The organism is Azoarcus sp. DN11 (assembly GCF_003628555.1).
Taxonomy (GTDB): domain Bacteria; phylum Pseudomonadota; class Gammaproteobacteria; order Burkholderiales; family Rhodocyclaceae; genus Aromatoleum.
In genome coordinates this window covers 176,909-200,645 of the sequence record NZ_CP021731.1, presented here as the reverse complement: position 1 = coordinate 200,645, position 23,737 = coordinate 176,909, and the positions used below count along the sequence as shown (strand labels likewise).

The 23,737-nt window shown below is 68.2% G+C and carries 21 protein-coding genes; 10 read left to right on the top strand and 11 right to left on the bottom strand.

Features of this window, described 5'->3' with window-relative positions; translation table 11 throughout:
- Positions 1-32: 32 nt before the first annotated feature.
- The 6 genes from CDA09_RS00890 to CDA09_RS00865 all read right to left on the bottom strand — a co-directional run bounded on the left by CDA09_RS00890 (position 33) and on the right by CDA09_RS00865 (position 7,431).
- Positions 33-1,073, bottom strand: a complete 1,041-nt coding sequence (locus tag CDA09_RS00890; RefSeq protein ID WP_164844347.1) for a DMT family transporter — start codon at positions 1,071-1,073, stop codon at positions 33-35.
- Between the two features lie 407 nt (positions 1,074-1,480).
- Positions 1,481-3,358 (bottom strand): ATP-binding cassette domain-containing protein, encoded by a 1,878-nt coding sequence (locus CDA09_RS00885; protein ID WP_121426895.1) that lies wholly within the window; start codon positions 3,356-3,358, stop codon positions 1,481-1,483.
- Positions 3,359-3,385: 27 nt separating this feature from the next.
- Positions 3,386-4,243 (bottom strand): ABC transporter permease subunit, encoded by an 858-nt coding sequence (locus CDA09_RS00880; RefSeq protein WP_121426894.1) that lies wholly within the window; start codon positions 4,241-4,243, stop codon positions 3,386-3,388.
- On the bottom strand, positions 4,240-5,187 hold the full coding sequence (locus CDA09_RS00875) for an ABC transporter permease (RefSeq protein ID WP_121426893.1): 948 nt from the start codon (positions 5,185-5,187) through the stop codon (positions 4,240-4,242). Before CDA09_RS00875 ends, CDA09_RS00880 begins: the two co-directional genes overlap by 4 nt.
- The gene (locus CDA09_RS00870; RefSeq protein ID WP_121426892.1) at positions 5,184-6,305 is read right to left on the bottom strand and encodes an ABC transporter ATP-binding protein; all 1,122 of its coding nucleotides are present in this window, start codon (positions 6,303-6,305) and stop codon (positions 5,184-5,186) included. The genes CDA09_RS00875 and CDA09_RS00870 overlap by 4 nt, the downstream gene beginning before the upstream one ends.
- Positions 6,306-6,327: 22 nt before the next feature.
- Positions 6,328-7,431: a polyamine ABC transporter substrate-binding protein gene (locus CDA09_RS00865; RefSeq protein WP_121426891.1), complete on the bottom strand. Its 1,104-nt coding sequence runs from the start codon at positions 7,429-7,431 to the stop codon at positions 6,328-6,330.
- A gap of 330 nt (positions 7,432-7,761) precedes the next feature.
- On the opposite strand from CDA09_RS00865, the gene CDA09_RS00860 reads away from it, so the two are divergent.
- The 4 genes from CDA09_RS00860 (at position 7,762) to CDA09_RS00845 (ending at position 13,283) form a co-directional block, all read left to right on the top strand.
- Complete coding sequence (locus tag CDA09_RS00860) at positions 7,762-10,737, top strand: type VI secretion system Vgr family protein (RefSeq protein WP_121426890.1); 2,976 nt, start codon at positions 7,762-7,764, stop codon at positions 10,735-10,737.
- Positions 10,734-12,041, top strand: a complete 1,308-nt coding sequence (locus CDA09_RS00855) for a glycoside hydrolase family 19 protein (protein WP_121426889.1) — start codon at positions 10,734-10,736, stop codon at positions 12,039-12,041. The genes CDA09_RS00860 and CDA09_RS00855 overlap by 4 nt, the downstream gene beginning before the upstream one ends.
- A gap of 79 nt (positions 12,042-12,120) precedes the next feature.
- Positions 12,121-12,783, top strand: a complete 663-nt coding sequence (locus CDA09_RS23090) for a hypothetical protein (RefSeq protein WP_128106518.1) — start codon at positions 12,121-12,123, stop codon at positions 12,781-12,783.
- 137 nt (positions 12,784-12,920) lie between these two features.
- Positions 12,921-13,283: a hypothetical protein gene (locus CDA09_RS00845; protein ID WP_121426887.1), complete on the top strand. Its 363-nt coding sequence runs from the start codon at positions 12,921-12,923 to the stop codon at positions 13,281-13,283.
- Positions 13,284-13,287: 4 nt separating this feature from the next.
- On the opposite strand, the gene trmA is transcribed toward CDA09_RS00845, so the two are convergent.
- Positions 13,288-14,391, bottom strand: coding sequence for a tRNA (uridine(54)-C5)-methyltransferase TrmA (trmA, locus tag CDA09_RS00840; RefSeq protein WP_121426886.1), 1,104 nt, complete (start codon positions 14,389-14,391; stop codon positions 13,288-13,290).
- A gap of 239 nt (positions 14,392-14,630) precedes the next feature.
- On the opposite strand from trmA, the gene CDA09_RS00835 reads away from it, so the two are divergent.
- Both CDA09_RS00835 and CDA09_RS00830 read left to right on the top strand, forming a co-directional pair.
- Positions 14,631-14,840 carry a DUF3079 domain-containing protein gene (locus CDA09_RS00835; RefSeq protein ID WP_121426885.1) on the top strand — a complete coding sequence of 70 codons (210 nt, stop codon included), beginning with the start codon at positions 14,631-14,633 and terminating at the stop codon, positions 14,838-14,840.
- A gap of 261 nt (positions 14,841-15,101) precedes the next feature.
- Positions 15,102-15,680, top strand: coding sequence for a class I SAM-dependent methyltransferase (locus CDA09_RS00830; protein WP_121426884.1), 579 nt, complete (start codon positions 15,102-15,104; stop codon positions 15,678-15,680).
- Here CDA09_RS00830 and CDA09_RS00825 read toward each other — a convergent pair.
- The 3 genes from CDA09_RS00825 to CDA09_RS00815 form a co-directional block, all read right to left on the bottom strand.
- Positions 15,670-17,793, bottom strand: coding sequence for an AAA family ATPase (locus CDA09_RS00825; protein WP_121426883.1), 2,124 nt, complete (start codon positions 17,791-17,793; stop codon positions 15,670-15,672). The genes CDA09_RS00830 and CDA09_RS00825 overlap by 11 nt on opposite strands.
- Positions 17,794-18,032: 239 nt before the next feature.
- Positions 18,033-18,551 carry a YMGG-like glycine zipper-containing protein gene (locus CDA09_RS00820; protein ID WP_121426882.1) on the bottom strand — a complete coding sequence of 173 codons (519 nt, stop codon included), beginning with the start codon at positions 18,549-18,551 and terminating at the stop codon, positions 18,033-18,035.
- Positions 18,552-18,564: 13 nt separating this feature from the next.
- The gene (locus tag CDA09_RS00815) at positions 18,565-18,960 is read right to left on the bottom strand and encodes a hypothetical protein (protein ID WP_121426881.1); all 396 of its coding nucleotides are present in this window, start codon (positions 18,958-18,960) and stop codon (positions 18,565-18,567) included.
- 222 nt (positions 18,961-19,182) lie between these two features.
- Between CDA09_RS00815 and CDA09_RS00810 the strand changes: the two genes are divergently transcribed.
- Both CDA09_RS00810 and CDA09_RS00805 read left to right on the top strand, forming a co-directional pair.
- Positions 19,183-20,586 carry an MFS transporter gene (locus tag CDA09_RS00810; protein WP_121426880.1) on the top strand — a complete coding sequence of 468 codons (1,404 nt, stop codon included), beginning with the start codon at positions 19,183-19,185 and terminating at the stop codon, positions 20,584-20,586.
- A gap of 118 nt (positions 20,587-20,704) precedes the next feature.
- Positions 20,705-21,118, top strand: coding sequence for a bacteriohemerythrin (locus CDA09_RS00805; protein WP_121426879.1), 414 nt, complete (start codon positions 20,705-20,707; stop codon positions 21,116-21,118).
- Between the two features lie 61 nt (positions 21,119-21,179).
- Here the strand turns inward: CDA09_RS00805 and CDA09_RS00800 are convergent, their stop codons facing one another.
- Positions 21,180-21,689: a GNAT family N-acetyltransferase gene (locus tag CDA09_RS00800; protein WP_121426878.1), complete on the bottom strand. Its 510-nt coding sequence runs from the start codon at positions 21,687-21,689 to the stop codon at positions 21,180-21,182.
- 136 nt (positions 21,690-21,825) lie between these two features.
- On the opposite strand from CDA09_RS00800, the gene CDA09_RS00795 reads away from it, so the two are divergent.
- Together CDA09_RS00795 and tmpT are read left to right on the top strand one after the other, a co-directional pair.
- A complete protein-coding gene (locus tag CDA09_RS00795) occupies positions 21,826-22,728 on the top strand; it encodes a fructosamine kinase family protein (RefSeq protein ID WP_121426877.1) in 903 nt (300 codons plus the stop codon).
- 85 nt (positions 22,729-22,813) lie between these two features.
- A complete protein-coding gene (gene tmpT, locus CDA09_RS00790; protein WP_121426876.1) occupies positions 22,814-23,452 on the top strand; it encodes a thiopurine S-methyltransferase in 639 nt (212 codons plus the stop codon).
- The last annotated feature ends 285 nt before the right edge of the window (positions 23,453-23,737 follow it).

Here is a 23,737-nt window from a genome sequence, read left to right as displayed (position 1 = left end):
AACGCCCTGCTCTAGACGCACTCGCCACGCAATCAATGCGAGTGCCGGTGGTGAATGTCCGGGAAATGCGGGTGCTTATGCTTCATCGCCGCGTGTCGATGCCGGTGGGTGTGCGGCTTCGACGGATCCCACTGGAAATCGTGTAAGTGCTGATGATGCTCGTCGTGGATGTGCCGATGGGTATGCTCCATCGGTTCGTGCCAGTGGACGTGTTCGTGCTTCTCCGTGAGATGCAACCACACCCCGATGCCCATCAGGGCGGCCGCCAGCCAGAACGCCAGTGACGTCGTCTCGCCGAGCAAGGCCAACGACACCGCCGCCCCGATAAAGGGGGCGACGGAAAAATAGGCGCCCGTGCGCGCCGTCCCCAAGCCGCGCAGCGCGAGCACGAAGAGCACCAGGCTGATCCCATAGCCGAGCAACCCTACGGTCATCGCCCCGAGGACAATCCCGCCATCGGGCCAGGCCGCGCCGAGGATAAACGCGAGCACCGTATTGACGCTACCCGCCGTCAGACCCTTGATGCCCGCAATGAAGAAGGCGTCGGACGCGGACACGTTGCGCGTCAGATTGTTGTCGATCGCCCAGCACAGGCAGGCCGCCGCTACGGCAACCGGGCCGATCCAGCGAGAGGCGCCACCGTCGTCTGCAGGCCACGCCAATACCAACCCGCCGGCGACGATTGCGACCATGCCTAGCACGATGCGCCGATCGGCGTTCTCCTTGAACACCACCCACGCAATGGCGGCCGTCAGAACGGCTTCGAGGTTGAGCAGCAGCGACGCGGTCGAGGCGACCGTGTAGGTGAGCCCAAAGAGTAAAGCCATCGGTCCGAGCACGCCGCCGAACAGAATGGCGCCCGCAAACCACGGCCATTCCGACGGCAACAGGCCGGACGGTGCCCACCCGCGGTCGCGTGCCAGTCTGACGATGGTGAGGCCGACGCCGCTGCCGAGGTAGAGGAGCCCCGCGATCAGCAACGGCGGTAACCCACCGGTCAAGAGTTTTGCAAACGGGGTGCTTGCGCCGAACAGGGCTGCCGCAAGGAGTGCGTGGAGGACGCTGACGTTCATTATTTAAGGAAAAAATAAAACGACCGATCAAGGCTACACGCCGAGCGCATGTTTGGTCATTCCACTATCGACGTGATGCACTTGCAAATCGGTTATGAAAGGCAAAAGCAATGTCTGCCCGGCCGTCGGACTACTCTCCACGCAGAGTAGTCGCTCGAACGGCGGCCCTGCGCGGCCAGTGAGCGTCAGATAATGGCCGCATCCGGGAGTTCAGGCGCCTCGCACCGGAAAGCTGACGCTGCCGAGCCATCGCTCATAGGTGTGCTCGGCAGCTCCGGCCGGATTCCTCCCCGACGTCGCCTCAGCCCCGATTTGAACAGCGGCGGCAGGCCACAAGCACCGGAACCGTCGCACACCTTCGTTTCAGCGCCGCGTTGGCAGACGCCCCGACACAGCCATTTGCCGCTTCAGGCGCGCACGCCGCCCTGCGCCGCGAGCATCTCGCGGAACAGCGGCGACGCCTGCGCAAGCTCCCACGCCGTCCCCATCGCCTCGATGCGTCCGTCCTGCATCAGGATCACGCCGTCGAAGCGGTCGAGCAGGTGCAGGCGATGCACCGACGAGACGAGGACCGCGTCGGCGAAGTGGTCGAAGATGCCCTGGTACACGCGCGCCTCGGTTTCCGGGTCGAGCGCGCTGGTCGGCTCGTCGAGCAGCACCAGCGAGCTGCCGTCGGCGGCGAGCACGCCGCGGGCGAGCGCGAGGCGCTGGCGCTGGCCGCCGGACCAGTTCGCGCCGCCTTCGACAACGCGCGCCGCCAGCCCGCCGTGCAGGCCCTCGACGAAGGCATCCGCGCAGGTCGCCCGCAGCGCCGCGCTGATGCTGTCGGGACTGGCCGTGCCGCCCAGCAGCAGGTTCTCGGCGACCGTGCCGTCGAACATCTCGGCCTGCTGCGGGATCAGCGTCGCGATGCCGCGCAGGATCGAGGCCGTCTCCGGCGCGGGGATCGCGTCGAAGCTCACGACCGCCTCGACGGGCGTGTCCAGCCCCGCCAGCAGGCGCAGCAGCGTGCTCTTGCCCGCGCCGCTGGGGCCGACCAGCGCGTAGCGGCGGCCGCGTTCGAGTTCCAGGTGCGGGATGTCGATCGCGGCGCCCGCACGGTCGCTGCCGGCGTGCGCGAAGCGCAGGTCGGTGACCGTCATGTGCCGCCACGGCTCGCCTTCGGCCGAACAGCGCGCCGGCTCGGCGGCCTCGCGTGCGGCGAACACCGGCCGCGCCGAGGCGAAGTCGGCACGCTGGCGCGACAGCGACTGGAAGTGCGACGCGATCGCGGTGATCACCCCGCCGGCCTGCTGCGAGTATTCGTACACCATGAACACCTTGCCCAGCGCGATGCCGCTCGCGACGCCCGCGGCGGCCCCGGCACCGATCAGCCCCGCCGCCTGCGCGGCGTACACGGCGACCAGGATGCACCACAGCAGGCTCGCGAGGAGGTCCACCGCCGCCCACTTCCCCTCGTTGATGACGATGCTGCGCTTCAACGGCCCCGCCATCGCCTCCAGCCGCGCCGCGATCAGCCGCGCGACGCCGTCGGCACGGCGCAGCGCGAGCACCGACAGCACGTTGCCGAGCACGTCGACCATCGTCGCCGACCAGGCGCGCTCGGCGCGGTTGGTGTCGACGGCGATCTTCATCATCACGCGGTCGAAGCGCGTGATCATCAGCGCGATGAGGCCGTAGCCGATCACCGCGACGCTGCCGACGAGCGAGGAGATCAGCCACAGCGCGACGATGGGGCCGATCAGCTGCACGGTGTTCTGCAGGTAGATGAACTGGCTCTGCGCGAAGTCGTACAGGGCGCCCGTGCTCTGCTGCACGCGATGCGTGATCTCGCCCGAATGGTGGCGCTCGTGCCACGCCAGGGGCGCGCGCATCAGGCGCCCGACCAGCAGCGCCGACAGGCGTTCGCGCACGCGCAGCGCGACGTTGCGCTCGAGGATGCGGCCCGGGCCGTGCAGCAGCCAGGTCGCGACGATGGCCGTGAACAGCAGGATCAGCCAGCGCCCGGCGCTGGACAAGGCCTCGATGCCGCCTTTCTGGATCGCGTTGATCGCGTTGCCGGCGAACCACGGCACGGCGAGCTTGAAGAGCTGCGACGCGAGCAGCAGCCCGAAGGCGCCGAAGATCAGGTGGCGCACCCCGTCCGCGTGCTGCCACAGCGCGCGGTACATCGCCGGCAGGCTGGCGGGGCGATCGTGCGCCGCCTCGTGGTCCGCGAGCACGGCGACGGTCGCCTGCACCGCCTGTTCGTCTTCCTCGGTCGCGGCGGTCTCAGGGATGCGCAATCCATTCACTCCGAATGTCGGGATCCCTCAGTGTAACGGCTGTCCCACCGCAGGTGAAATTCCTGCCGCATGCTGCGTCGCGGCCATGCGTTTCTGCTGTGCCGACAGCATGACCCGGTTGGCGATGACGACCGCGAGCGACACGACCGCGACGATCACCGTCGCGAGCGCGTTGATCTCCGGCTTGAGGCCGTGGTGCAGGCGTGCGAACACGAGCACCGGCAGCGTCGTGCTGCCGGGGTCGGAGAGCATCGCCGCGAGCACGAAGTCGTCCATCGACAGCGTGAACGCGAGCAGCCAGCCGGCCGCGAGCGCCGGCGCGATCACCGGCACCGTGATGACGAAGAAGACCTTGAGGGGCGGGCAGCCAAGATCGAGCGCCGCCTCTTCGAGCGCGCGGTCCATCTCGCGCAGGCGCGACTGCACCAGCACGGTCACGTAGGCCGTGCACAGCGTCGTGTGCGCCGCCCAGATCGCCGCGACTCCGCGCCCGCCGAGGAAGGCGAAGACCGGATGGGTGAACAACAGCACCAGCGACAGGCCGATCACGACTTCGGGCATCACCATCGGCGCGGTCGTCATGCCGGCGAAGGCGGCACTGCCCGGATAGCGCCCGCAGCGCGCGAGCACGAAGGCCGCCGCGCTGCCGACGATCACCGCCGCCGTCGCCGCGAACGCGCCGACGCGCAGCGACAGCAGCACGGCAGCGATCAGCTCCTCGTCACGCAGCAGCTCCGCGTACCAGCGCAGCGAGAAGCCGTCGAGCTCGGTGGTGATCTCGCCCGCGGTGAAGGAAAACACGACCAGGCACAGGATCGGCAGGTACAGGAAGGCGTACACGACGACGAGCCAGGCCGTCGCGCCGGGGCGGGAGCGCGCGTTCATCGCTGCGCCCCGTTGCCGTTGGCGCGCCCGTGACGATGCAGCAGCGCGATCGGCACGATCAGCACCAGCACCATCGTCACGGCCACCGCCGCAGCCATCGGCCAGTCCTGGTTAGGGCCGAAGTCGTCCCAGATCTTGCGGCCGATCATCAGCACGTCGCCGCCGCCCAGCAGGTCCGGGATCACGAACTCGCCCACCGCCGGGATGAACACCAGCATCGAGCCGGCGACGATGCCGCGGCGCGACAGCGGCAGGGTCACGCGCAGGAAGGTCATCCACGGCTTCGCGCCGAGGTCGGCCGCCGCCTCGAGCAGGCGCTGGTCGAGCTTCACGAGGTTCGCATAGAGCGGCAGCACCATGAAGGGCAGGTAGCTGTACACCATGCCGAGCAGCACCGCGCCGCGGTTGTAGAGGAGCTGCAGCGGCGCATCGACCAGCCCCGCGCCGAGCAGCAGGCGGTTGATGAGGCCCAGCTCGCTGCTGTCGAGGAGCGACATCCACGCATACACGCGCAGCAGGAAGGACGTCCAGAAGGGCAGCATCACCAGCATCAGCAGCGTGTTGCGCGCCGCCTCGTGCGAGCGTGCGATGTGGTACGCGAACGGATAGCCGATCAGCAGGCACAGCAGCGTCGTCAGCGCCGCGAGCAGCAGCGAGCCGCCCCACGCGGAGAGGTATTGCAGGTCCGCGCCGGCCTGCCCCAGCGCCAGCAGCTCGTCGTGCAGGCGGCGGTAACTAGCGAGGTCCGGGCGGAAATGCGGCAGCACCGCACCCGGCTCCACCACGAAGGGCGACACATAGGGCGGCACCGCGAGCTCGGGCGTCGACAGGCTCACCTTGAGGATCAGCGCGAAGGGCAGCGCGAAGAACAGCAGCATCCACGCCCAGGGCAGCAGCCCGACCCAGAAGTGCCCGCGCAGGAGGAAGCAGCGCGCCCGTTTCATCGCGTCAGCACCACGCCGTCGGGCGCGAACCACGCGACGTGCACGGCGTCGCCCCAGGTCGGCGGCGCGGCGTCGCGCCAATGCGCGGACGGCACGCTCGCGATCACGATGCGGCCGTTCGCCAGCCGCACGTGATACACGGAATGGCTGCCGAGGTAGGCGATCTCGGCGACCTCGCCCGCCGCGGCGTTGCAGCCGGCGCCCGCGGGCGCGGCGCCCGGCCGGCTCAGCGCGACGCGCTCGGGGCGCACCGACAGCCAGGCCTCCCCGCCGTCGTCCGGGTCGGCATTGGCGGGCAGTAGGATCGGCGCGGGAAAATCCTCGCAATGCAGCACAGCGCCATCGACCCGCCCGCGGAACAGGTTGGTCTCGCCGACGAATTCGGCGGTGAAGCGGCAGTTGGGCGTCTCGTAGATCTCGCCCGGCGTGCCGACCTGCAGCAGGCGCCCCTCGTTCATCACGCCGATGCGTCCGGCCATCGTCATCGCCTCCTCCTGGTCGTGCGTGACGAGGATGCAGGTGACGCCGACGCGCTCGATCAGGTTCACGAGCTCGAGCTGCGTGCGCTGGCGGATCTTCTTGTCGAGCGCGGCGAGCGGCTCGTCGAGCAGCAGCAGCTTGGGTTCCTTCGCGAGGCTGCGCGCGAGCGCGACGCGCTGCTGCTGTCCGCCCGAGAGCTCGTGCGGCTTGCGGCGCGCGTAGCGCTGCATCTGCACCAGCTCCAGCATCGCCGCGACGCGCGCGGCGACCTCGGCGCGCGCCAGCCGCGGCCGCTCCTGCCACAGCCCGAAGGCGACGTTAGCCTCGACCGTCAGGTGCGGAAACAGCGCGTAGGACTGGAACATCATGTTCGTCGGCCGCCGGTACGCGGGCACCGCCGCAACGTCCTCGCCGTCGAGCACGATGCGGCCGGCGTCGGGCGTCTCCAGCCCCGCGAGCATGCGCAGCAGCGTGGTCTTGCCGCAGCCGGAACTGCCCAGCAGCGCGAAGATCTCGCGCTCGGCGATCGCGAGCGACACGCCATCGACCGCGAGCGTGTCGTCGAAACGCTTGGTCACGCCCTCGATGCGCAGGTAGTCCCGGCGCGGCCGGGATCCGGAGTCGCTATCCTGTGCCACGGCGGCCGGCCCGATCGTCCCGCTACCTGGCGGTCTTGAAGCGGTTGAACGCCTGCGTGAGCTCGCGCTGGGCGTCCTGCGTCAGCACCGGCTTCGCCTGCAGGTGCCGCTTCAGCGCCTCGGGCACGTTGATCGCCGGATTGCCGGTGATCTCGGCCGCCGTGAGCGGCAGCGCCGCCTTGTTCGCGCTGAGGTAATAGGTCTCGTTGGAAATCTGCGCCACGACCTTCGGATCCAGCATCGTGTTGATCCACGCGTGTGCGTTGGCGACGTGCGGCGCATCGCGCGGGATCGCCATCACATCCACCGACATCATCGCCCCCGCCTTCGGGATCAGGTAGCGGACGTTCGCCCCGGTGTGCGACTCGTTGGCGCGCCGCGCCGCGATCAGCGCGTCGCCCGAGAACATCATCGCGACGCACACGCTGCCCTTGGCCATCAGGTCGATCGGCGACGAATTGAACACGCGGATGTCGCGCCGCACCGGACGGATGCGCTCGACCGCGGCACGGATGTCGGCCGGCGCCATCTTCGACGTGTCGGCACCGATGTAGATCATCGCCGCCGGGATCACGTCGCTCGCCTCGTCCATCAGTGCAATGCCGCAGCCCTTCAGGCGCGCCGTCACGGCCGGATCGAAGAGCAGGTCCCACGCATTGTCGGGCAGCTTGCCGCCGAGCGCCTTCTCGACCCTGTCGACGTTGATCGCGACGCCGGTCGTGTACCACATGTAGGGCACGACGAAGCGGTTGCCAGGGTCCGCGCGCTCGACTGCCTTCAGGATCAGCGGATCGAGGTTGGAGTAATTGGGCAGGCGCGCCTTGTCCAGCGGCTGGAAGATGCCCGCCTGGATCTGCCGCCCCGCATACTCGACGCTCGGATACACGACGTCGTAGCCGCTCGACCCGGCCAGCAGCTTGCCCTGCAGCGTCGCGTTGCTGTCGTACAGGTCGTACTTCACCGCGATGCCGGTGGCCTTCTCGAAGGCGGGGATCGTGTCGCGCGCGATGTAGTCGTTCCAGTTGTAGACGTTGAGCGCGCGCTCGTCGGCCGCCCCCGCACCGGACGCAATCACGGCCCACCCGAAAAGACCGAATGCCGCAGCCAGAAACCCGTGCAGTCGCATCGCACTCCTCCGCACCAAGCCCCACGTAGCGCCATTCTGCACACGCGCCCGGAGAATGTAAGCAACATTTTTCGCGGCGCCAGCGCCCCGCCCGGCCCGCCGCAGGCCATCGCCCTGAGCCTTCGACCCCGTGTTGCCCGCTCAGTGCGATCCCGCGCAGGCAGGACGCGGCAAAGCGACAGAGTTGACGCCGTTCGCCCCGAGCTTGTCGAAGGGCACCTGGTAGCCCGGCGGCCGACCTTCTGAGCCCGCCAATTATGTTTTTCGTATATGCTATTCGACTTCTCCGGCAACCATGCCGAGACGGCACGCGTGCGTCCCGGATCTCACATGCCCAGCATTCCCGACCTCATCGCCGGCGGCGCCGGCTGGCGCCAGACCGCGCGCCTGCTCACCCTGACGACGCCGCTCGGGCCCGACGTGCTGCTTGCCGAAACGGCCGACATCGACGAGGCCCTCGGCCCGCTCGCCGACCATGCCGGATTCCGCATCGCGCTCACCGCGCTGAGCGTCGACGCCCACCTGCCGCTCGCCACGCTCCTCGGCCAGCCCGCGCGCGTCGATCTCCTGACATCCGCCTCGCGCACCGAACGCCGCCCCTTCCACGGCCACATCACCCACGCCGCCCGCCTCGGCGCCGACGGCGGCTTCGCGCGCTACCGGCTGACGATCGAGCCCTGGCTGAGCTTCCTCGGCCATACGCAGGACAGCTATCTCTTCCAGGACATGAGCGTCGTCGACATCATCGACGAACTGCTCACCGACTGGCGCGGACAGGGCCACCTCGTCCCCGCGTGGCGCTGGCAGCTCGCCGACCCCGCCCTCTACCCGCGGCGCGGCATGACCGCGCAGTACCGCGAAAGCGACCTCGCCTTCTTCAAGCGCCTGCTCGCCGAAGAAGGCCTGTTCTGCTGGTTCGAGCACCAGGTCGACACGGACGCGGCACTCGGGTCGCACACGCTGATGATCGCCGACGACAACACCGCCTTCCGCGACGCCCCGCACGCGCGCCTCCGCTTCACCCAGGCCGGCGCGACGCTCGCCGAAGACAGCCTCGACCGCTGGACCGCGATCGCCCGCCTCGACACAAGCAGCACGCGCGCCGCCAGCTGGGATTACCGCAGCCGCGCGACGCGCCCGCAAGCTGCCGACAGCGCCACGCCTGTCGGAGCCTCCGTCCCCACCTCCGCCACCGACGACCCCGGGCCCTACGCCTGGCAGGCCGCGGCGGACGGCGAACGCATGATCCGCCGCCAGCGCGAGGCCATCGACGCGCGCACGCAGCAGTTCGGCGGCGAAGGCAGCGCGCGCGGCGCCGCCCCGGGCACCACCTTCGAACTCCTCGACCACGCACGCCACGCGGACACCGACCGACGCCGCTTCCTGATCACCGCCGTCACGCATCAGGCACGCAACAACCTCGCGACGCTGCGGCCCGCGACCGCCGACTCCGGCGAGGACGCCGGACAAGTCGACTTCTATCGCAACCGCCTCCAGTGCGTCCCCGCCAGCGTGCCGTGGCGCCCGCTGATGCACGACGGCCACGGCCGCACGATCCACCCGCGCCCCACCGCGACCGGCCCCGCCACCGCGATCGTCGTCGGCGACTGCACCGGCCGAGGCGAGCCGGCGCCCACCCACACCGACCGCGACCACCGCATCCGCGTGCAATTCCACTGGCAACGCGGCAGCCGCGCCGCCAGCCGCCAGCCCCACCCCGGCGGCAGCGACAACGCCCCGGCCGATGCCACGCGCGGCGTGTGGCTGCGGGTGCTCTCGCCGATGGCCGGCGCCGACTGGGGCGGCCACTTCGTCCCGCGGCCGGGACAGGAAGTGCTGGTCGCCTTCCAGCACGGCAACATCGACCGCCCCGTCGTCATCGGCAGCGTCTACAACGGCCAGGGCACCCCGGACGCCGCCGGCAACCGCCTCGCCGGCGGCACGCAGCACGCCACCGCCAACGCCCCGGCCTGGTTCGCCGGACAATCCGATCCCGCGCACAGCCACCGCGCCAGCCTCTCCGGCCTGAAGACGCAGGAACTCGCGGCGAGCCGCAGCGGACTCGGCGGCCACAACCAGCTCGTCTTCGACGACACGCCGGGCGAAGGGCGCATCGAACTCTCGACCACCCAGCACGCCACGCAGCTGCAGCTCGGCCACCTCAAGCAGCAAACCGGCAACGCCCGGCAGGCCAGCCGCGGGCACGGCGCCGAACTCGCGACCCGCGCGGCCATCGCCGTGCGCGCCGGCAGCGGCCTCCTCATCAGCGCCGACGCCCGACCCGACGCCAGTGGCCACCACCTCGACAGCCGCGAAGCCATCGACCAGACCGAACAGGCCCTCGGCCTCGTGCAGAGGCTGGCCGGACTCGCGCCCGACAAGGCCCCCGACCCGCTGCCCGCCACCGCCTCGCTCGCCCGCGCCCGCGACACCCTCGCCGCCACAGCTGGCCATCAGGCACCCGGCCGCGACGCCCCGAGCGACGGCATCCGCCGCACCGCCGGCGGCACCGGCACCGTCGCCGCCTGGTCGTCGCCGCGAATCCAGTACAGCGCCCCCGCCGGCATCGCCCTCCTCACCCCGCAGGACCAGATCCTCGCCACCGGCCACCACCTCGTCACCGCGACCGGCGACGCCCAGCTCGTCAGCCAGGGCAATCACGGCATGGCGGCCCGCAACGGCATCGCCCTCTTCACCGCCGGCAAAGCCCCGAACGGTGCAAAACCCAACACCGAAACCGGGATCCACCTGCACGCCGCAAGCGGCGCGATCAGCGTGCAAAGCCAGAGCGGCAAGTTCACCGCCGCCGCCGACAGGAAGGTAACCATCGCCAGCACCTCCGCCGCCGTGTCGGCAAGCGCCAAGAAGCACATCCTCGCCACGGCGCAGGGGGCGTATCTCAGGATCGAAGGGGGCGACATCCAGCTGCATGCGCCGGGGAAGGTTGCGCTCAAGGCGAGCAGGAAGAATCTGACGGGGCCGAAGGCAACGACGGTGAAACTACCGAGTTTCCCGGTGTCGGGCCTCGGCGAACTTGCGTCAGGCGCCTGCGGATCCTGCACGGCCGTTTTTGACATCGGGAGCCTGATCCATAACGACCCTGCACTGTTCGGTACCGGCTTTGAAGTGTGGACGCGGGGCGAAACGCCGGAACTGATCGCCCGCGGGACGCTCGACGAGCTCAATCGCAGCTTCGTGGTCAGCACCGCAAGCGCCGAATCGATTGAACTGTTCGCAGGGGAGAGCGAATGGACGGATTTCATCGATAGCGTGGACCACGTCCGCGACACGGGAGAGTTCGCATGAGCGCCTGGGAAGACTTTCTCGAAAGGATGGCGAAGGAAATCCAGACCCTCCTGCCGGATGGCACCACTTTCCCGGACACCAGCGGTGAAGCCGCTCCCCTGTCGCCCGGCAAAGTCATGATCTGTTTCGTCAACCGCTACATGAATGCGCTCGACGGCGTGCAATACAGAATCCGCTTCGATGGCCGGGAACTGACGGGCACCACTTCCGACGCACACTATTGCATCGAATTCCAGCCGAAAACGCTTGCTCCGATCCGGGTGTGGGTCTGGTCGCGCCAGCGCGAGGACTTCGAGGAACTGGACCCGGTCGTACCCTTGCTCGGTCAGCCCATGTTGGTGCGCAAGCGCCTGAACACCCTCAAGGTGCTGGGAGAAACGGACAAACCGGAAAAGCCCAAGGCGCCACTGCCTCGCCCCGAGGCCCCTCGCCCCCCGCCGCCACCCGGCCCCTCGCCCGCGGCCAACCAGGGAGTTCATCCCCCGGCGCCCGAGCGTGATGAGCAAGGCAACCCGCTGTTCCCTGCCGAACGGCCCGTGCCGGACAAGATCACCGTCGCACAATTGCGCACGATCTTCCCGAAGAATAAGGGCGGCGCACCGACCGACTCACACCTGCAGGCGGTGGCGGACGAACTCAATGCCGACCTGCGAAAATTCAAACTCGATACACCCGTGCGGCGCGCGCATTTCTTCGGTCAGATCAAGCGCGAGGCCGGATCATTGCTCTCCGGTGCCGCGGAGAGCCTGGACTACAGCCCGGACGGGCTCAAGAGCACTTTCAGGTATTACAAGCGGCACCCGAACGAAGCGCAGATCGATGGTCGGACAGTCACGACACTGCCCGACGGCACCAAGCGAACAAAGCCTGCCGAACAGGAGACGATTGCGAATAAGGCGTATGGGACAGGAAGAAAGAGTATAGGGCTAGGCAACACTGAAGCCGGCGATGGCTGGCGCTTCCGCGGACGGGGCATGAAGCAGCTGACTGGACGACGCAACTACCGAGACTTTACAGCTCGACATCGGGAGATCTGGGACGAAAACGTCGATTTCGAGCAACAGAATGATTTGGTCGGCCACATGCCCTATGCCATCCGTTCGGCGGTGTCGTTCTGGCTGGATAACAAGTGTTGGCGAGCAGCTGATGGAGGTATCACCGATGCTGTCATCGATGCCGTCACCCGGATTGTCAATCCGGGTGAGATCGACCATCACAATAATGGCAGTTACAAGGTCGCGGCCAACAACCCCGTTCTGCTGCGACGCAGCTACGTGAAACTCGCTTACGCCGCATTCACCTGATTGGAGCAAATCGTCCGTGCGCCTCCTGTATACAGCCCTCGTATCGCTAGCGCTGACGTGCCTGCCGGCTTCTCACTCCGTGGCCGAAATTACCCTGGACAAGACTTTGGATGTCAAACCGGTAATTCCGTCCATCGAACTATCGATCAAGCGCTACGCAGCCCCCCGCGCCAAGGGGATGTTCAGTGACAACATTTGGGTATTTGACGGTAAGGAGGATATAGACAATTCGATCTTCGCATGGACGATTTCCGGAAAGAAGTATCTGAGCGCCGCAGCGCAATACACCTCGAATATTGACCCTTTACCAGACTGTGACAGCAACTGTGACTGGATGGTGAATAGCCACATGGTCTGTCATTTATTTCTGTTCGGCGCCGGTACTTTGAGTCTGGCCGAAGTCATCCCGCTCAACATCGTCCGCGACCGCCGTCTGTTGAAAGGCAAACCCCGGTGCCAGAGCATTAAGGCGATGGCTGTTGCGGGCGCTGCGCGCGACGTCCTTCTGATCACCCTCGGATATTCTGACAGCGCGGAACCCGCCGAGGCCCGTTACGAACCGCCCGAATTCGTCACCACCATCGCCTTGCATTTCGATTCCACGCCCGGCGTGCTACGTGTCGAACAACGCGACGACTGCCTCGGCAATCCGAACAACTACAAGACCATTGCGGCCGCACGCAAGCGCCTGCGCGAGTGCGAGGCGACAATTCCCCGTTCGCAGGAAGCGGGAGCACGTTAAACCGGGCGATCCGTCTCGACGATCGGCTCGCGGTCAGATCCGGGGTCGGGTCCCGCTGCTTGCACCCTGAAGCGATTTCGCATGGAATCATCCGCCCCGCGCAACGTCCAACCCCCACCAGAACGAAAGGAGTCGCCATGAACTCCCCGCACCTCCCCGACAGAACCGCCGTCTCGACGGTGTTTGAACGCAACCTGCTCTTACGACTTCCCTTCGTGCTGGTGGGTGGCGCGCTGATCGCCGGCCTGGCGCCGGCACTCGCGCGCCTGCTGGCGTGGGCCGGGTTCGGGCCGGATCCGACCGCCAGCATCACGACCGCGGACATCATCGGCCTCAGCATCCTCGGCCTGACCTTCAGCAGCGTCACCGTGCTGGCGATCGGCGCGGTGATCGTGCTGATCATGAAGGGGCCGGCCTATTTCGCCGACTCCTATCCGCTGGAGGACGCCGAGCGCCCCGATCCGCCGTCGACGCCGCGACCCCAGGGACACCGCCGCTGAACGATCAGCCGCCCGCGGTACGCCGCGTCAGCAGCAGCCCGGCCTCGAGGTGGTGCGTGTAGGGGAACTGGTCGAACACCGCGGCGGCGGCGATGTCGTGCGTGTCGGCGAGGGCGGCGACGTTGTCGCGCAGCGTCACCGGGTTGCACGAGATGTAGAGGATGCGGTCGAAGCCGCGCGCGAGCGTCACGGTGGCGTCGTCGAGGCCGCTCCTCGGCGGGTCGACGAAGAGCGTGGAGAAGCGGTAGTTCGCGAGATCGACATCCTTCATGCGCCGGTACTCGCGCCCGCCGGCGAAGGCGTCGCTGATCTCGTCGCTCGACATGCGCACCATCGTGATGTTGTCGATGCCGTTGGCCTCGAGGTTGTAGTGCGCGGCGCGCACCGAGGACTTGCTGACCTCGGTCGCGAGCACGCGCTCGAAGAGCGGCGCCAGCGCCATCGTGAAGTTGCCGTTGCCGCAATAGAGCTCGAGCAGGTCGCCGCCGACGCCCATCACCTGGCGCCGCGCCCAGCCGAGCATCTGCCGGTTCACGCCGCCGTTGGGCTGCGTGAAGCTGCCTTCGATCTGCTGGTAGCGCAGGCGCCGGCCGTCCACGTCGAACTCTTCCAGCAGCCAGTCGCGATCGAGCACGATCTTCTGCTTGCGGCTGCGGCCGATGACCTGCACGCCCAGCCGCTCCGCGAGCAGGCGCGCCGCCACCGCCCACGCCTCGTCGAGGGCGCGGTGATAGACCAGGCTCACCATCAGTTCGCCGCTCAGCGTCGCGAGGAACTCGACCTGGAAGATCTTCCTGCGCAGCACGTCGTCCGCCCGCAGCGCGTCGCGCAGGCGCGGCATCAGTGCGCAGATCGGCGCCGCCGCCGCGGGGAAGTCTTCGAGCAGCACCGGCGTCTTCGGGTCGTCCGCGGCGAACATCGCGTAGTCGACGAGGCCATCGCCGTGGTGCCACATGCGGAATTCCGCCCGCAGGCGGTAGTGCAGCGGCTCGGACGCGAACACCTCCGGGGCAGAGACGCCCAGCGGCGCAAAATCGCTCGCGAAGCGGGCCACCTTGTCGGCGAGCTGGGCGGGGTAGTCGGCGGGATCGAAACGGGGCAGTGACATCTTGATTCGGCAGTGCGGGCGCCGCAGCCTGGACGGGAGGCTGCGGCGCGGGGTCGGCAGGCGGAGCGAAAAGGGAAGAGCGCTTCGCGGACCCGCGACTATACGCCGCCCGCGCCTGCGGTGCAGCCGTCGCGACACCGGGCAATCTTGACGGACATCAAAGTTCGCCGGCCATAACCGAGTAAAGTTGTCGGACATCTACAGAATCCGCAACCCAAGCGGTCACGAGGCTCCCCGACATGGCCAAGAAATTCCCCCTGCACCCCAAGCACCCCGAACGCATCTGCTGGGGCTGTGACAAATACTGCCCGGCGGACTCGCTCGGCTGCGGCAACGGCTCGGGCCGCACGCAGCACCCGGCCGAGCTGCTCGGCGACGACTGGTACGAGTACGGCGACTGGGGCCTGGACGTCACGGAAGAGACCCAGAAGCCCGAGACCGCGGCCTGAGGCCCATCCCGGCACCTTGTGTGAACCCGGACGGTTTTCCGGGCGCGCCACGTCGTCGCGCAGGCGACCCACATCGTCCGATTCGGACCCCTGCCCGTCGAAAGCACCACGCGCGCCCATCGCCGGGGAACTCGCCTCGTCATCCAGCGTTCTCAGGCAGAGGAAAACCGCGCCACGACTCCCCCTGACGGCCCGAGCAGTGCGGAGGGTTTTCATTTCAAAATGTAAGCGCGCGCGCCCCTGCGGCGGTCGCTCACTAATATGGCGGACATGTTTCGGCTTGCCACGCCCTCTTCTGCGCACTTGCAGCTGCTGGTCGCGATGCTGCGGAATCCGGCGTCGACCGGTACGCTGCTGCCGTCTTCGCGCGCGCTCGCGAATGCGATGGCGGGCGCCGCGGAGGGTGCCGACCTCGTCGTCGAACTCGGCGCGGGCACGGGAGCGGTCACCGACGCCTTGCTGCAGAAACTGCCCCACGTGCCCCTGATCGCCGTCGAACTGCAAGCGGCGCTCGCGCGCCGCCTGCGCCATCGCTATCCCGGCGCGGACATCCGCCAGGCGACGGCCAGCCAGGTCGTCGACTCCCTGATAGAGCACCCCGGCCGGATCGTTCTTGTCTCCAGCCTGCCCTTCCGCTCGCTCCCCGCGCACGTCGCGACCGAGACCGCGCACAGCCTGTGCCGCTTCCTCGCGCACAACCCCGAGCGCAAGCTCGTGCAGTTTACGTACCAGCCGCGCGCGCCCTTTCTGGCGCCGCGGCATCTGCGCTGGAAACGCACCTCGGTGATCTGGCGCAACCCCCCGCCGGCGGGAATCTGGGAGCTGGGGCTCACACCCTGAACGCGAGGCCGGAACCGGCGCGCGAGTCCGGCGATGCCGCAGTCGACGCCTCGAAGCGGCGGATCTCCGCCAGCGTCTCGTCCAGGCTCATCTCGCCGGCCTCCAGCAGCTTGCCGACCAGATGCTCCGTGAGCGGCCTGAACCCCGCCAGCACCGCCTTGGTCTCGCCATACAGCCGCTCGCTCTGCGCCTCCATGATGCCGCGCGTTTCTTCGTCGAGCACGCGGCTCGACCGCTGACCGTCGTTCGTGAGCGCGCCGAAGTTGAGGCGCGTCTTGCGGTACATGCCCATCTCGCCGACGGCGTGATGCAGGAGCTGGGTGACGCGGGTGATGTCGTTGTGGGCGCCGTTGGTCGTGCCGTCCTCGCCGAAGAAAAGCTCCTCGTTGGCCATGCCGCCAAGCAGCACGCGCACGTCGTGCTCGATGTCGCCCTTGGTCTTCAGCAGGTTGGTGCCCTGCTTGTGGAAGACGAAGCCCAGGGCGTTGCTGCGCGGAATGGCCTTCAGCGAGATCTTGATCGTCTTCATGTCGGCGAGGATGCGGTCCCAGTCGTCACGCGTGCGCTCGCGCTCGCGCTGCAGGTCGACGAAGAAATGGCCCCACTCGTGCACGGCGATGATGCGGCGGTCCCGCTCGCGTTCGTCGGTGGTGTTGGAATTGACGTTGCCGACCAGCACGCGCTCGGCGGCCTGCATCAGCGTATCCGCGCCGATCATCTCGCCCGCCTGCACCGCGGTGATGCCGGCCTGGTTGACGATGGTCTCGAGGTCCGCGGGGCTGCGCCCTTCGGTGACGCCGACGAGGTGGCTCAGGTCGAGGTCGGGCAGCACCTTGTCGGCGCGCTGCGCGAGGTAGTGGCGGATGATCGCGAGGCGCTCTTCGCGGTTGGGCAGGCGGAAATCCACCTTCATCTGGAAGCGGCGCAGCATCGCTTCGTCCATCTCCATCGACTGGCTGTTGAAGTTGCTCGCCACGATCCAGATGATCTCCGCCTCGTCCTTGCTGCGCACGCCGTCGAGCACGGCGAGCAGGGTATTGGCGGTATCGTCGTCGAATTTTCGCCGTCCACCGCGCTTCATGAAGAGATCCTGCGCCTCGTCGAGGAACACGATGCAGCGCTTGCGCCGCTTCGCCATCGACACGATGCGGGTGAGGGTGTTCGCGCCGCCGGCGACGTAACCCGTTTCCAGATTCGCGGCGGAGTGGAACAGGATCGACAGGTTCAGCTCCTTCGCGAGATAGCTCGCGAGCTTGGTCTTGCCGGTGCCGGCCGGTCCGCTGAACATCACGTTGAACGGCTTGCGGATGCCGTATTCGGCGTACAGCACGCGCCGCTCGTACTGGTCCTTGATCTGCGCAACCTCGGCCTTGATGTCGTCCATGCCGACGAGTTCGTCGATGGAGCCGCGCACCTGCCCGGGCTCGATGAACTTCAGCGCCTTGAACTGCCCGCGCAGCTGCATGAACAGGAAAATGAGCAACCCCAGCATCAGCGCGGACGACAGCACGCCGCTGATCACGGCGCGCCAGCCGTCGTCGGCCGAACGCGGGCGCCCGTTCGCGAAGCGCTGGTCGAGACGCTCGAACACCTTCAGCGCGCCCTCGCCCAGTTCGGCCCGCGGAATGAAGGCGAGGCGGCCGGACCACGGGGCCGACACCGCCTTGTCGGCGAAGATCTTCGTTTCCAGGTCGCTCGGGTAGTAGGCATGCTGCCGCCCTCGCGACTGCACGAGGATGATGCGCTCCGACAGGTTCCACATCAGTGGCTCGTAGATCACCGTGACGCGGTCGACCGGGTTCGCGTCGAGGAAGCCGAGCACCGAGCCGCTGCCGAGCACCACCGGCACGCTCTCGTCGAAAGCCCACACGCGCGCGCCCGGCCCCCCGGCGACCTCCATCACCTTGACTTCCTCGGCCAGCGCGGCGCGCTTCTGCGCCAGCATCACGGCATGCATGGCCGTGAAGGGAATCAGCACGACGACCGCCACGACGATGAGCTTGACCAGCGTCGTCTGGATCACGAACCAGTCCTGCAGCCGGCTGGCAATTTTTTTCAGCCTGAGCGAGGAACGGGTCGGCGCAGCGGGACGGCTGTTCGGCTCATCTGACATGACGGTCCTCCGCTACGGCCCCATCGCCGGGTTCCGGCACGAAAGTCGCCGCTCGGCTTCTTCCGGCCCATCCTCGTGGTGGCGGGGATGGCCGCCCGTTCGGCGAACTCGCCCGGACGCATTCCGGGCGGCGTCGAATGGCTCCAGCATAGCGAGACGCCGCCCCGGCCTGGCGTGAAGTATTGAACGCGGGCCACGCGATCACGCCGACGGGCGCGACGGCGGCCGCGGCCGACCGCTCAGCGCACGCCGGGCGGCGGCGGAGGCGGCGTGCCGGCGGGCGGCGGCGGAGGCGGGCTGCGATAACGATCCGGGCGGCCGGGCGAATACCGGCCCTGCACCGGCACGCGGTGGCCGCTTGCGTACATGCACTGCACATAGGCGTGGTCATAGCGCCGCTGCGCCTCGTAGCCCGACACCTCGGCCGTGCCACTGCCCGCCGCGCTGCCGACCAGCAGCCCGGTGCCGGCACCCACCCCGGCACCGCGGCCGCCATTGACCGCGGCGCCGACGGCGGCGCCGATGGCGGTGCCGACGACCGCGCTGCGCACGCCGGCGTCGGTCGCGGCCTGCTCGGCCGAGCGCCCGCCGATGGACTCGCGCGCGTACTGGCGGCAGGCCACGTCGTCGGCACGGAATTCACTGAAGCTCGCGCCGGTGCCAGGCAGCACGAGCACGCTCGGCCCGGACGGCATGGACACGCAGCCGGCCGTCAGCAGCGCGAGCGCGAGCGGCACAAAACGGAAACAGGTGCTCATGTTCGGATCCCCCTCAACGCGACGACCGCGGCTTCACGCGTTCCCAGCCGCCGGAGCATTCCTTCACGTCCGGGTAATAGCCGGCTGGCCGGTCACAGTAATACCAGTAACCGCCCGGCGACGCGCGGTCCGCGTCCGCTTCGTCCTCGCGCTCGATATAGACGGGCGGCGACGACGGCACGGTAACGACCGGCGGATAGCTGTAATAGGGCGGGTAGTAGTAGGGATAGGGCGAGTAGAAGGGGGAGTAATACGGCCCCGGCCACCCCCAGTACAGCGGGACGCCGACGAAGAGGCCGATGCTCGAACGGCTGTGGCCACGGAACCGGCGGTGGTCGGCCGCAGCCATGTCCGGCAACGCGGATCCCAGCACCAGGAGTGCAACAAGCGCAAGTTTGAGCCATTTCATGGTGGTCTCCCCATTCGACTGGCTGACGTTTCGTTAACGCATGAAGCCCCTGAAAAGACCACAGCTTCTGCAAGGAATTCCCGCCGGCGTGAAGGCGCCTGATCGCGCCGCCGTTACTGTTGTGATACAAATTGCTTGCTGTCAATCAATCAAAATAGTATCGTTTCCCGCAAACAGGTCGCCCGTTCCGGCGCGGACCGGCAATTCTCAGGAGACATGCCGATGCAGCAGCATTCCCATTCCTCTTCCGCCGTCGATATCGGCGGCATTCTCGACTACGGCCCCTTCACCTCGATGCAGAGGCTCGTCGTGATGCTCGCCGCGCTGGCGATCGTGTTGGACGGCTTCGACGGGCAGCTGATCGGCTTCGCGATCCCGATGTTGATCAAGGAGTGGGGCATCACGAAGGCCGCGTTCGCGCCCGCCGTGGCCGCGGGGCTTGTCGGCATGGCGGTCGGCAGCGCGTGCGCCGGCATCGTTGCGGACCGCTTCGGCCGGCGGCTGGTGCTGGCCGCGAGCGTGTTCCTGTTCGGTGCCGCGACGATCACGATCGGTTTCGCGCCGGACGTGACGACGATCGCCGTGCTGCGCTTCCTCGCCGGACTGGGCATCGGCGGCGCGCTGCCGAGCGCCTCGACGATGACTGCGGAGTTCACGCCAGCCCGCCGGCGCACGCTCGCCGTCACCGCGACTATCGTGTGCTACCCGCTCGGCGGCATGCTTGCAGGTCTCTTCGCCGCCGCGATCCTGCCCGTACTCGGCTGGCGCGGGCTGTTCTGGATCGGCGGCGCGGTCCCCGTCGCCTACAGCCTCGTGCTGCTCGCGCTGATGCCCGAATCCGCCCGCTACCTCGCCCGCAAGACCGCCCGCTGGCCGGAACTGCGCCAGCTCCTCGCGCGCATGGCACGTCCTGCCGCTCCCGGCACCGTATTCGTCGATGCCGCCGAAGCCGGCGCCGGGCACAGCGCGGGCTTCGCGGCGCTGTTCCAGGCCGGCCGGGCGCGCGACACGCTGGCGATCTGGGCCGGCTTCTTCCTCGTGATGCTCGCCACCTACACCGCCTTCAGCTGGCTGCCGACGATGCTTGCGGCCGAAGGCCTGCCCGCGACGCTGGCCGGCTCCGGTCTCACCGCCTACAACCTCGGTGGCGTGATCGGTTCGCTCGGCTGCGCACTGGCGATCACGCGCTACGGCTCGCGCTGGCCGCTGATCCTCGCCAGTATTGGTGCGGCGGCCAGCGCCTTCATGCTGCAGGGGGTCGATTTCTCGGCGAACACGACCTGGCTGATGATCGGCCTCGGCCTGCACGGCATGTTCGTGATCGCGGTGCAGGCGACGATGTACGCGCTGTGCGCCTACGTCTATCCGACCATGGTGCGCGCGACCGGCACCGCCTCGGCGCTGTCCTTCGGGCGCCTCGGCGCGATCCTGAGCTCCTTCGCGGGCGCCGCGGTGATCACCTCGGGCGGCGCGTCGAGCTACCTCTCGTTGCTCGGCTTCTCGATGGTGTTCACGCTCCTCGCGCTGGCGCTCGTGCAGCGCCACATCCCGGGCTTGCGCGGGCACGCACCCGCCGCCGAACCGGCGATGCCCGACCCGGCCCTGGCGGCCCGCAGCGCACGATAGCTGCCGGCATGTGCATATTCGCTTAGGATATGCACTACGCGCGCTTTCCGGAGGTCCCGGTGCCGGGGGTACCGGGCGGAAAGCGCCCGGCGCCCTGACGCGCCGGACGGAGGCGAACGTGATCGACATCAAGTGGGACAGTAAATTCGAAATCGGGCACCCGCGCATCGACGCCGAGCACCGGGCCTTCGTGGATCTCATCCGTGCGGTATCCGTCGAAGCCGAGCGCGATTGCCCCAAGGAAAAGGCGCTGCGCCTGCTCCTCGAAGTGCGCAAGTACGCCGAGTTCCACTTCATCAGCGAAGAGAACATCATGCTCGACATCGGCTACCCCGACTACGACGAGCATCGCGACGAACACGCGTGGCTGCTGCGCCGGCTGGAAAACGAAGTCCACGCGTACTACACCGATAGCGCCCCCCTCGAGGAGCTGGCGCAGTTCATGTTCAACTGGTTCGCGCTGCATACGACGACCGTCGACAAGAAGCTCGTCGCCTGCATTGCCGCGCACGAGGCCGCGGCAAGGACATAGCACGTCGCGCAGGGTCCGCATCCTGCGCGACCGCCCACATCGCCCGCCCGAAAAACGGGCCTTAGCGCGGCAGCGCGTCGTCGAGCTTCAGCTGCAGGAAGGCGAGATCCAGCCAGCGGCCGAACTTGGTCCCGACCTCGGGCATCAGGCCGGTGCGCGCGAAGCCCAGCTTCAGGTGCAGCGCGATCGAAGTCTCGTTGCCGGCCTCGATGCCCGCGACCATCACGTGCTTGCCGAGCGCCCGGGCACGCTCGATCAGGGCCAGCATCAGCGCCTTGCCGAGGCCCGCACCGCGGCCGTCCTTATGCACGTACACCGAATGCTCGACGGTATGGCGATAGCCGTCGAAGGCACGCCAGTCGCCGAAGCTGGCGTAGCCCAGCACCGCGCCGTCGGCGCCCGCCGCGACCAGTACCGGGTAGCCGAGGGCCTGACGGTCGGCGATCCACTTGCGCCGGTTCGCCGCGTCGACCAGCGTCTCGTTCCAGATCGCCGTGGTGTTGGCGACCGCGTCGTTGTAGATCGCCATGATGCCTTCCGCATCGTCCGCGCGCGCATCGCGAATTTCCATGTGCTCTCCTGAAGTGCGTTCCCGTGCCCGATCCTGATCCGGCGAGGATCGCGAGAATACGTGCAAATGCCTTCTCGCCGTGCCGCGCCGTCGTTGAAGTCGTAGACTCACACATCCACGAACGGAGAGCCAAGCGGTGGAACACCCTGAAAACCTCGGCGACGACCTCGCCCGCGCCCTCGCAGCCGCGAGCGGCATCGATTTCGCGGGTGCCCGGCTGCGGCCGGTCGGCGGCGGCTGCATCCATCGCACGCGGGAAGTCGAAGCCGGCGGCCGGCGGTACTTCCTCAAGCTCAACCACGCCGCGACGCGGCCGATGTTCGAGGCCGAAGCCGACGGCCTCGCCGCGCTGGCGGCCTGCGACGCCTTCCGCGTGCCACGCGCGCTCGCCTGCGGCGCCACCGACACCGACGCCTTCCTGCTACTCGAACACCTGGAGCTGCGCCCGCTCGCGAGCGCCGAGGACGGCCGACGCTTCGCCGAAGCGCTCGTCGCGCTGCACCGCGACACCGGCGAACAGTTCGGCTGGACGCGCGACAACTACGTCGGCGCGACGCCCCAGCTCAACACGCCGCACGACGCCTGGGCGCGGTTCTTCGTCGACTGCCGCCTGCGGCCGCAGCTACAGCTGGCGCGCGCGAAGGGCTACGCGGGCGCGGTCGGCCGCGACGCCGACAAGGTCCTCGAACGCATCCCCGCCGTGTTCCTCGACTACCGCCCGCGTGCGAGCCTGCTGCACGGCGACCTGTGGAACGGCAACGCCGCCATCGCCGCCGACGGCACCCCGGTCCTCTTCGATCCCGCCGTCTACCGCGGCGACCGCGACGCCGACCTCGCGATGAGCGAACTCTTCGGCGGCTTCCCGCCGTCCTTCTACGCCACCTACCGCAGCGCCTGGCCGCCCGCCGAGGGCTACGAACTGCGCAAGACGCTCTACAACCTGTACCACATCCTCAACCACCTCAACCTCTTCGGCCGCAGCTACTTCGGCCAGGCCGAGCGCATGATCCGCACGCTGGCCGCGGAGCTGGTGCGCTGATGCGTCGGCAGATTTCATATCGTCCGGGCCCGCAGCGCCGCTAAACTGTCCGGTCCACCGCAACACAACCGCAGGGGCTTCGCTCATGGACGCCAACTTCTGGCACGCGAAATGGGAGCGCAACGAGATCGGTTTCCACGGCAGTGACACCAATCCGCTGCTCCTCGAACACTTCGATGCGCTCGCGCTCGCACCGGGCAGCCGCATCTTCCTGCCGCTCTGCGGCAAGACGCTGGACATCCACTGGCTGCTCGCCCAGGGCTATCGCGTCGTCGGCGCGGAACTGAGCCCGCTCGCCATCCAGCAGCTCTTTGCCGAGCTCGGCGTGGAACCGACGGTGTCGCGCGCCGGCCCGTTCGACCACTACACGGCCGAGAATCTCGACATCTACGTGGGCGACATCTTCAGTCTTACCTCGGAAATTCTCGGCCCGGTCGACGCAGTCTACGACCGCGCCGCACTCGTCGCCCTGCCGCCAGGCGTGCGGCCACGCTACGCCGCCCATCTCGTCGCCATCACGCACGGCGCGCCCCAGCTGCTCATCTGCTTCGAATACGAGCAGGACCAGCACGCCGGGCCGCCCTTCGCGGTCGAAGGCGACGAGGTACGGCAGCACTACGAGGCTGCCTACCACCTCACCCGGCTCGTGCAGATCGACGTGCCGGGCGGCCTGAAAGGCAAGTGCCCGGCCACCGAAAGCGTCTGGATGCTCCGACGGCGCTGACGCGACCGGCGAGTGGCCACGGGCGGCCGGACGTTACGCCGGCTGCTATGTCCGCATCACTGTGTCGGGCGATATCTTCCGACCGTACGCTGGCGAGTGATGCGCACCTTCACACCCGCGGCGCATGCGCTGCGCTGACCACGCGGGCGTCCGTGGAAGGATCATTGTGCGCCGATCGCGGCGGCGATGGCGCGCGCAAATGCGGCGGGGGGTGGCGTCGCGCTGCGGAAAAGGCCGGTCAATCGGCCGACAGTCGAGTGGTCGAGGCGTGATGCGACGCGCATG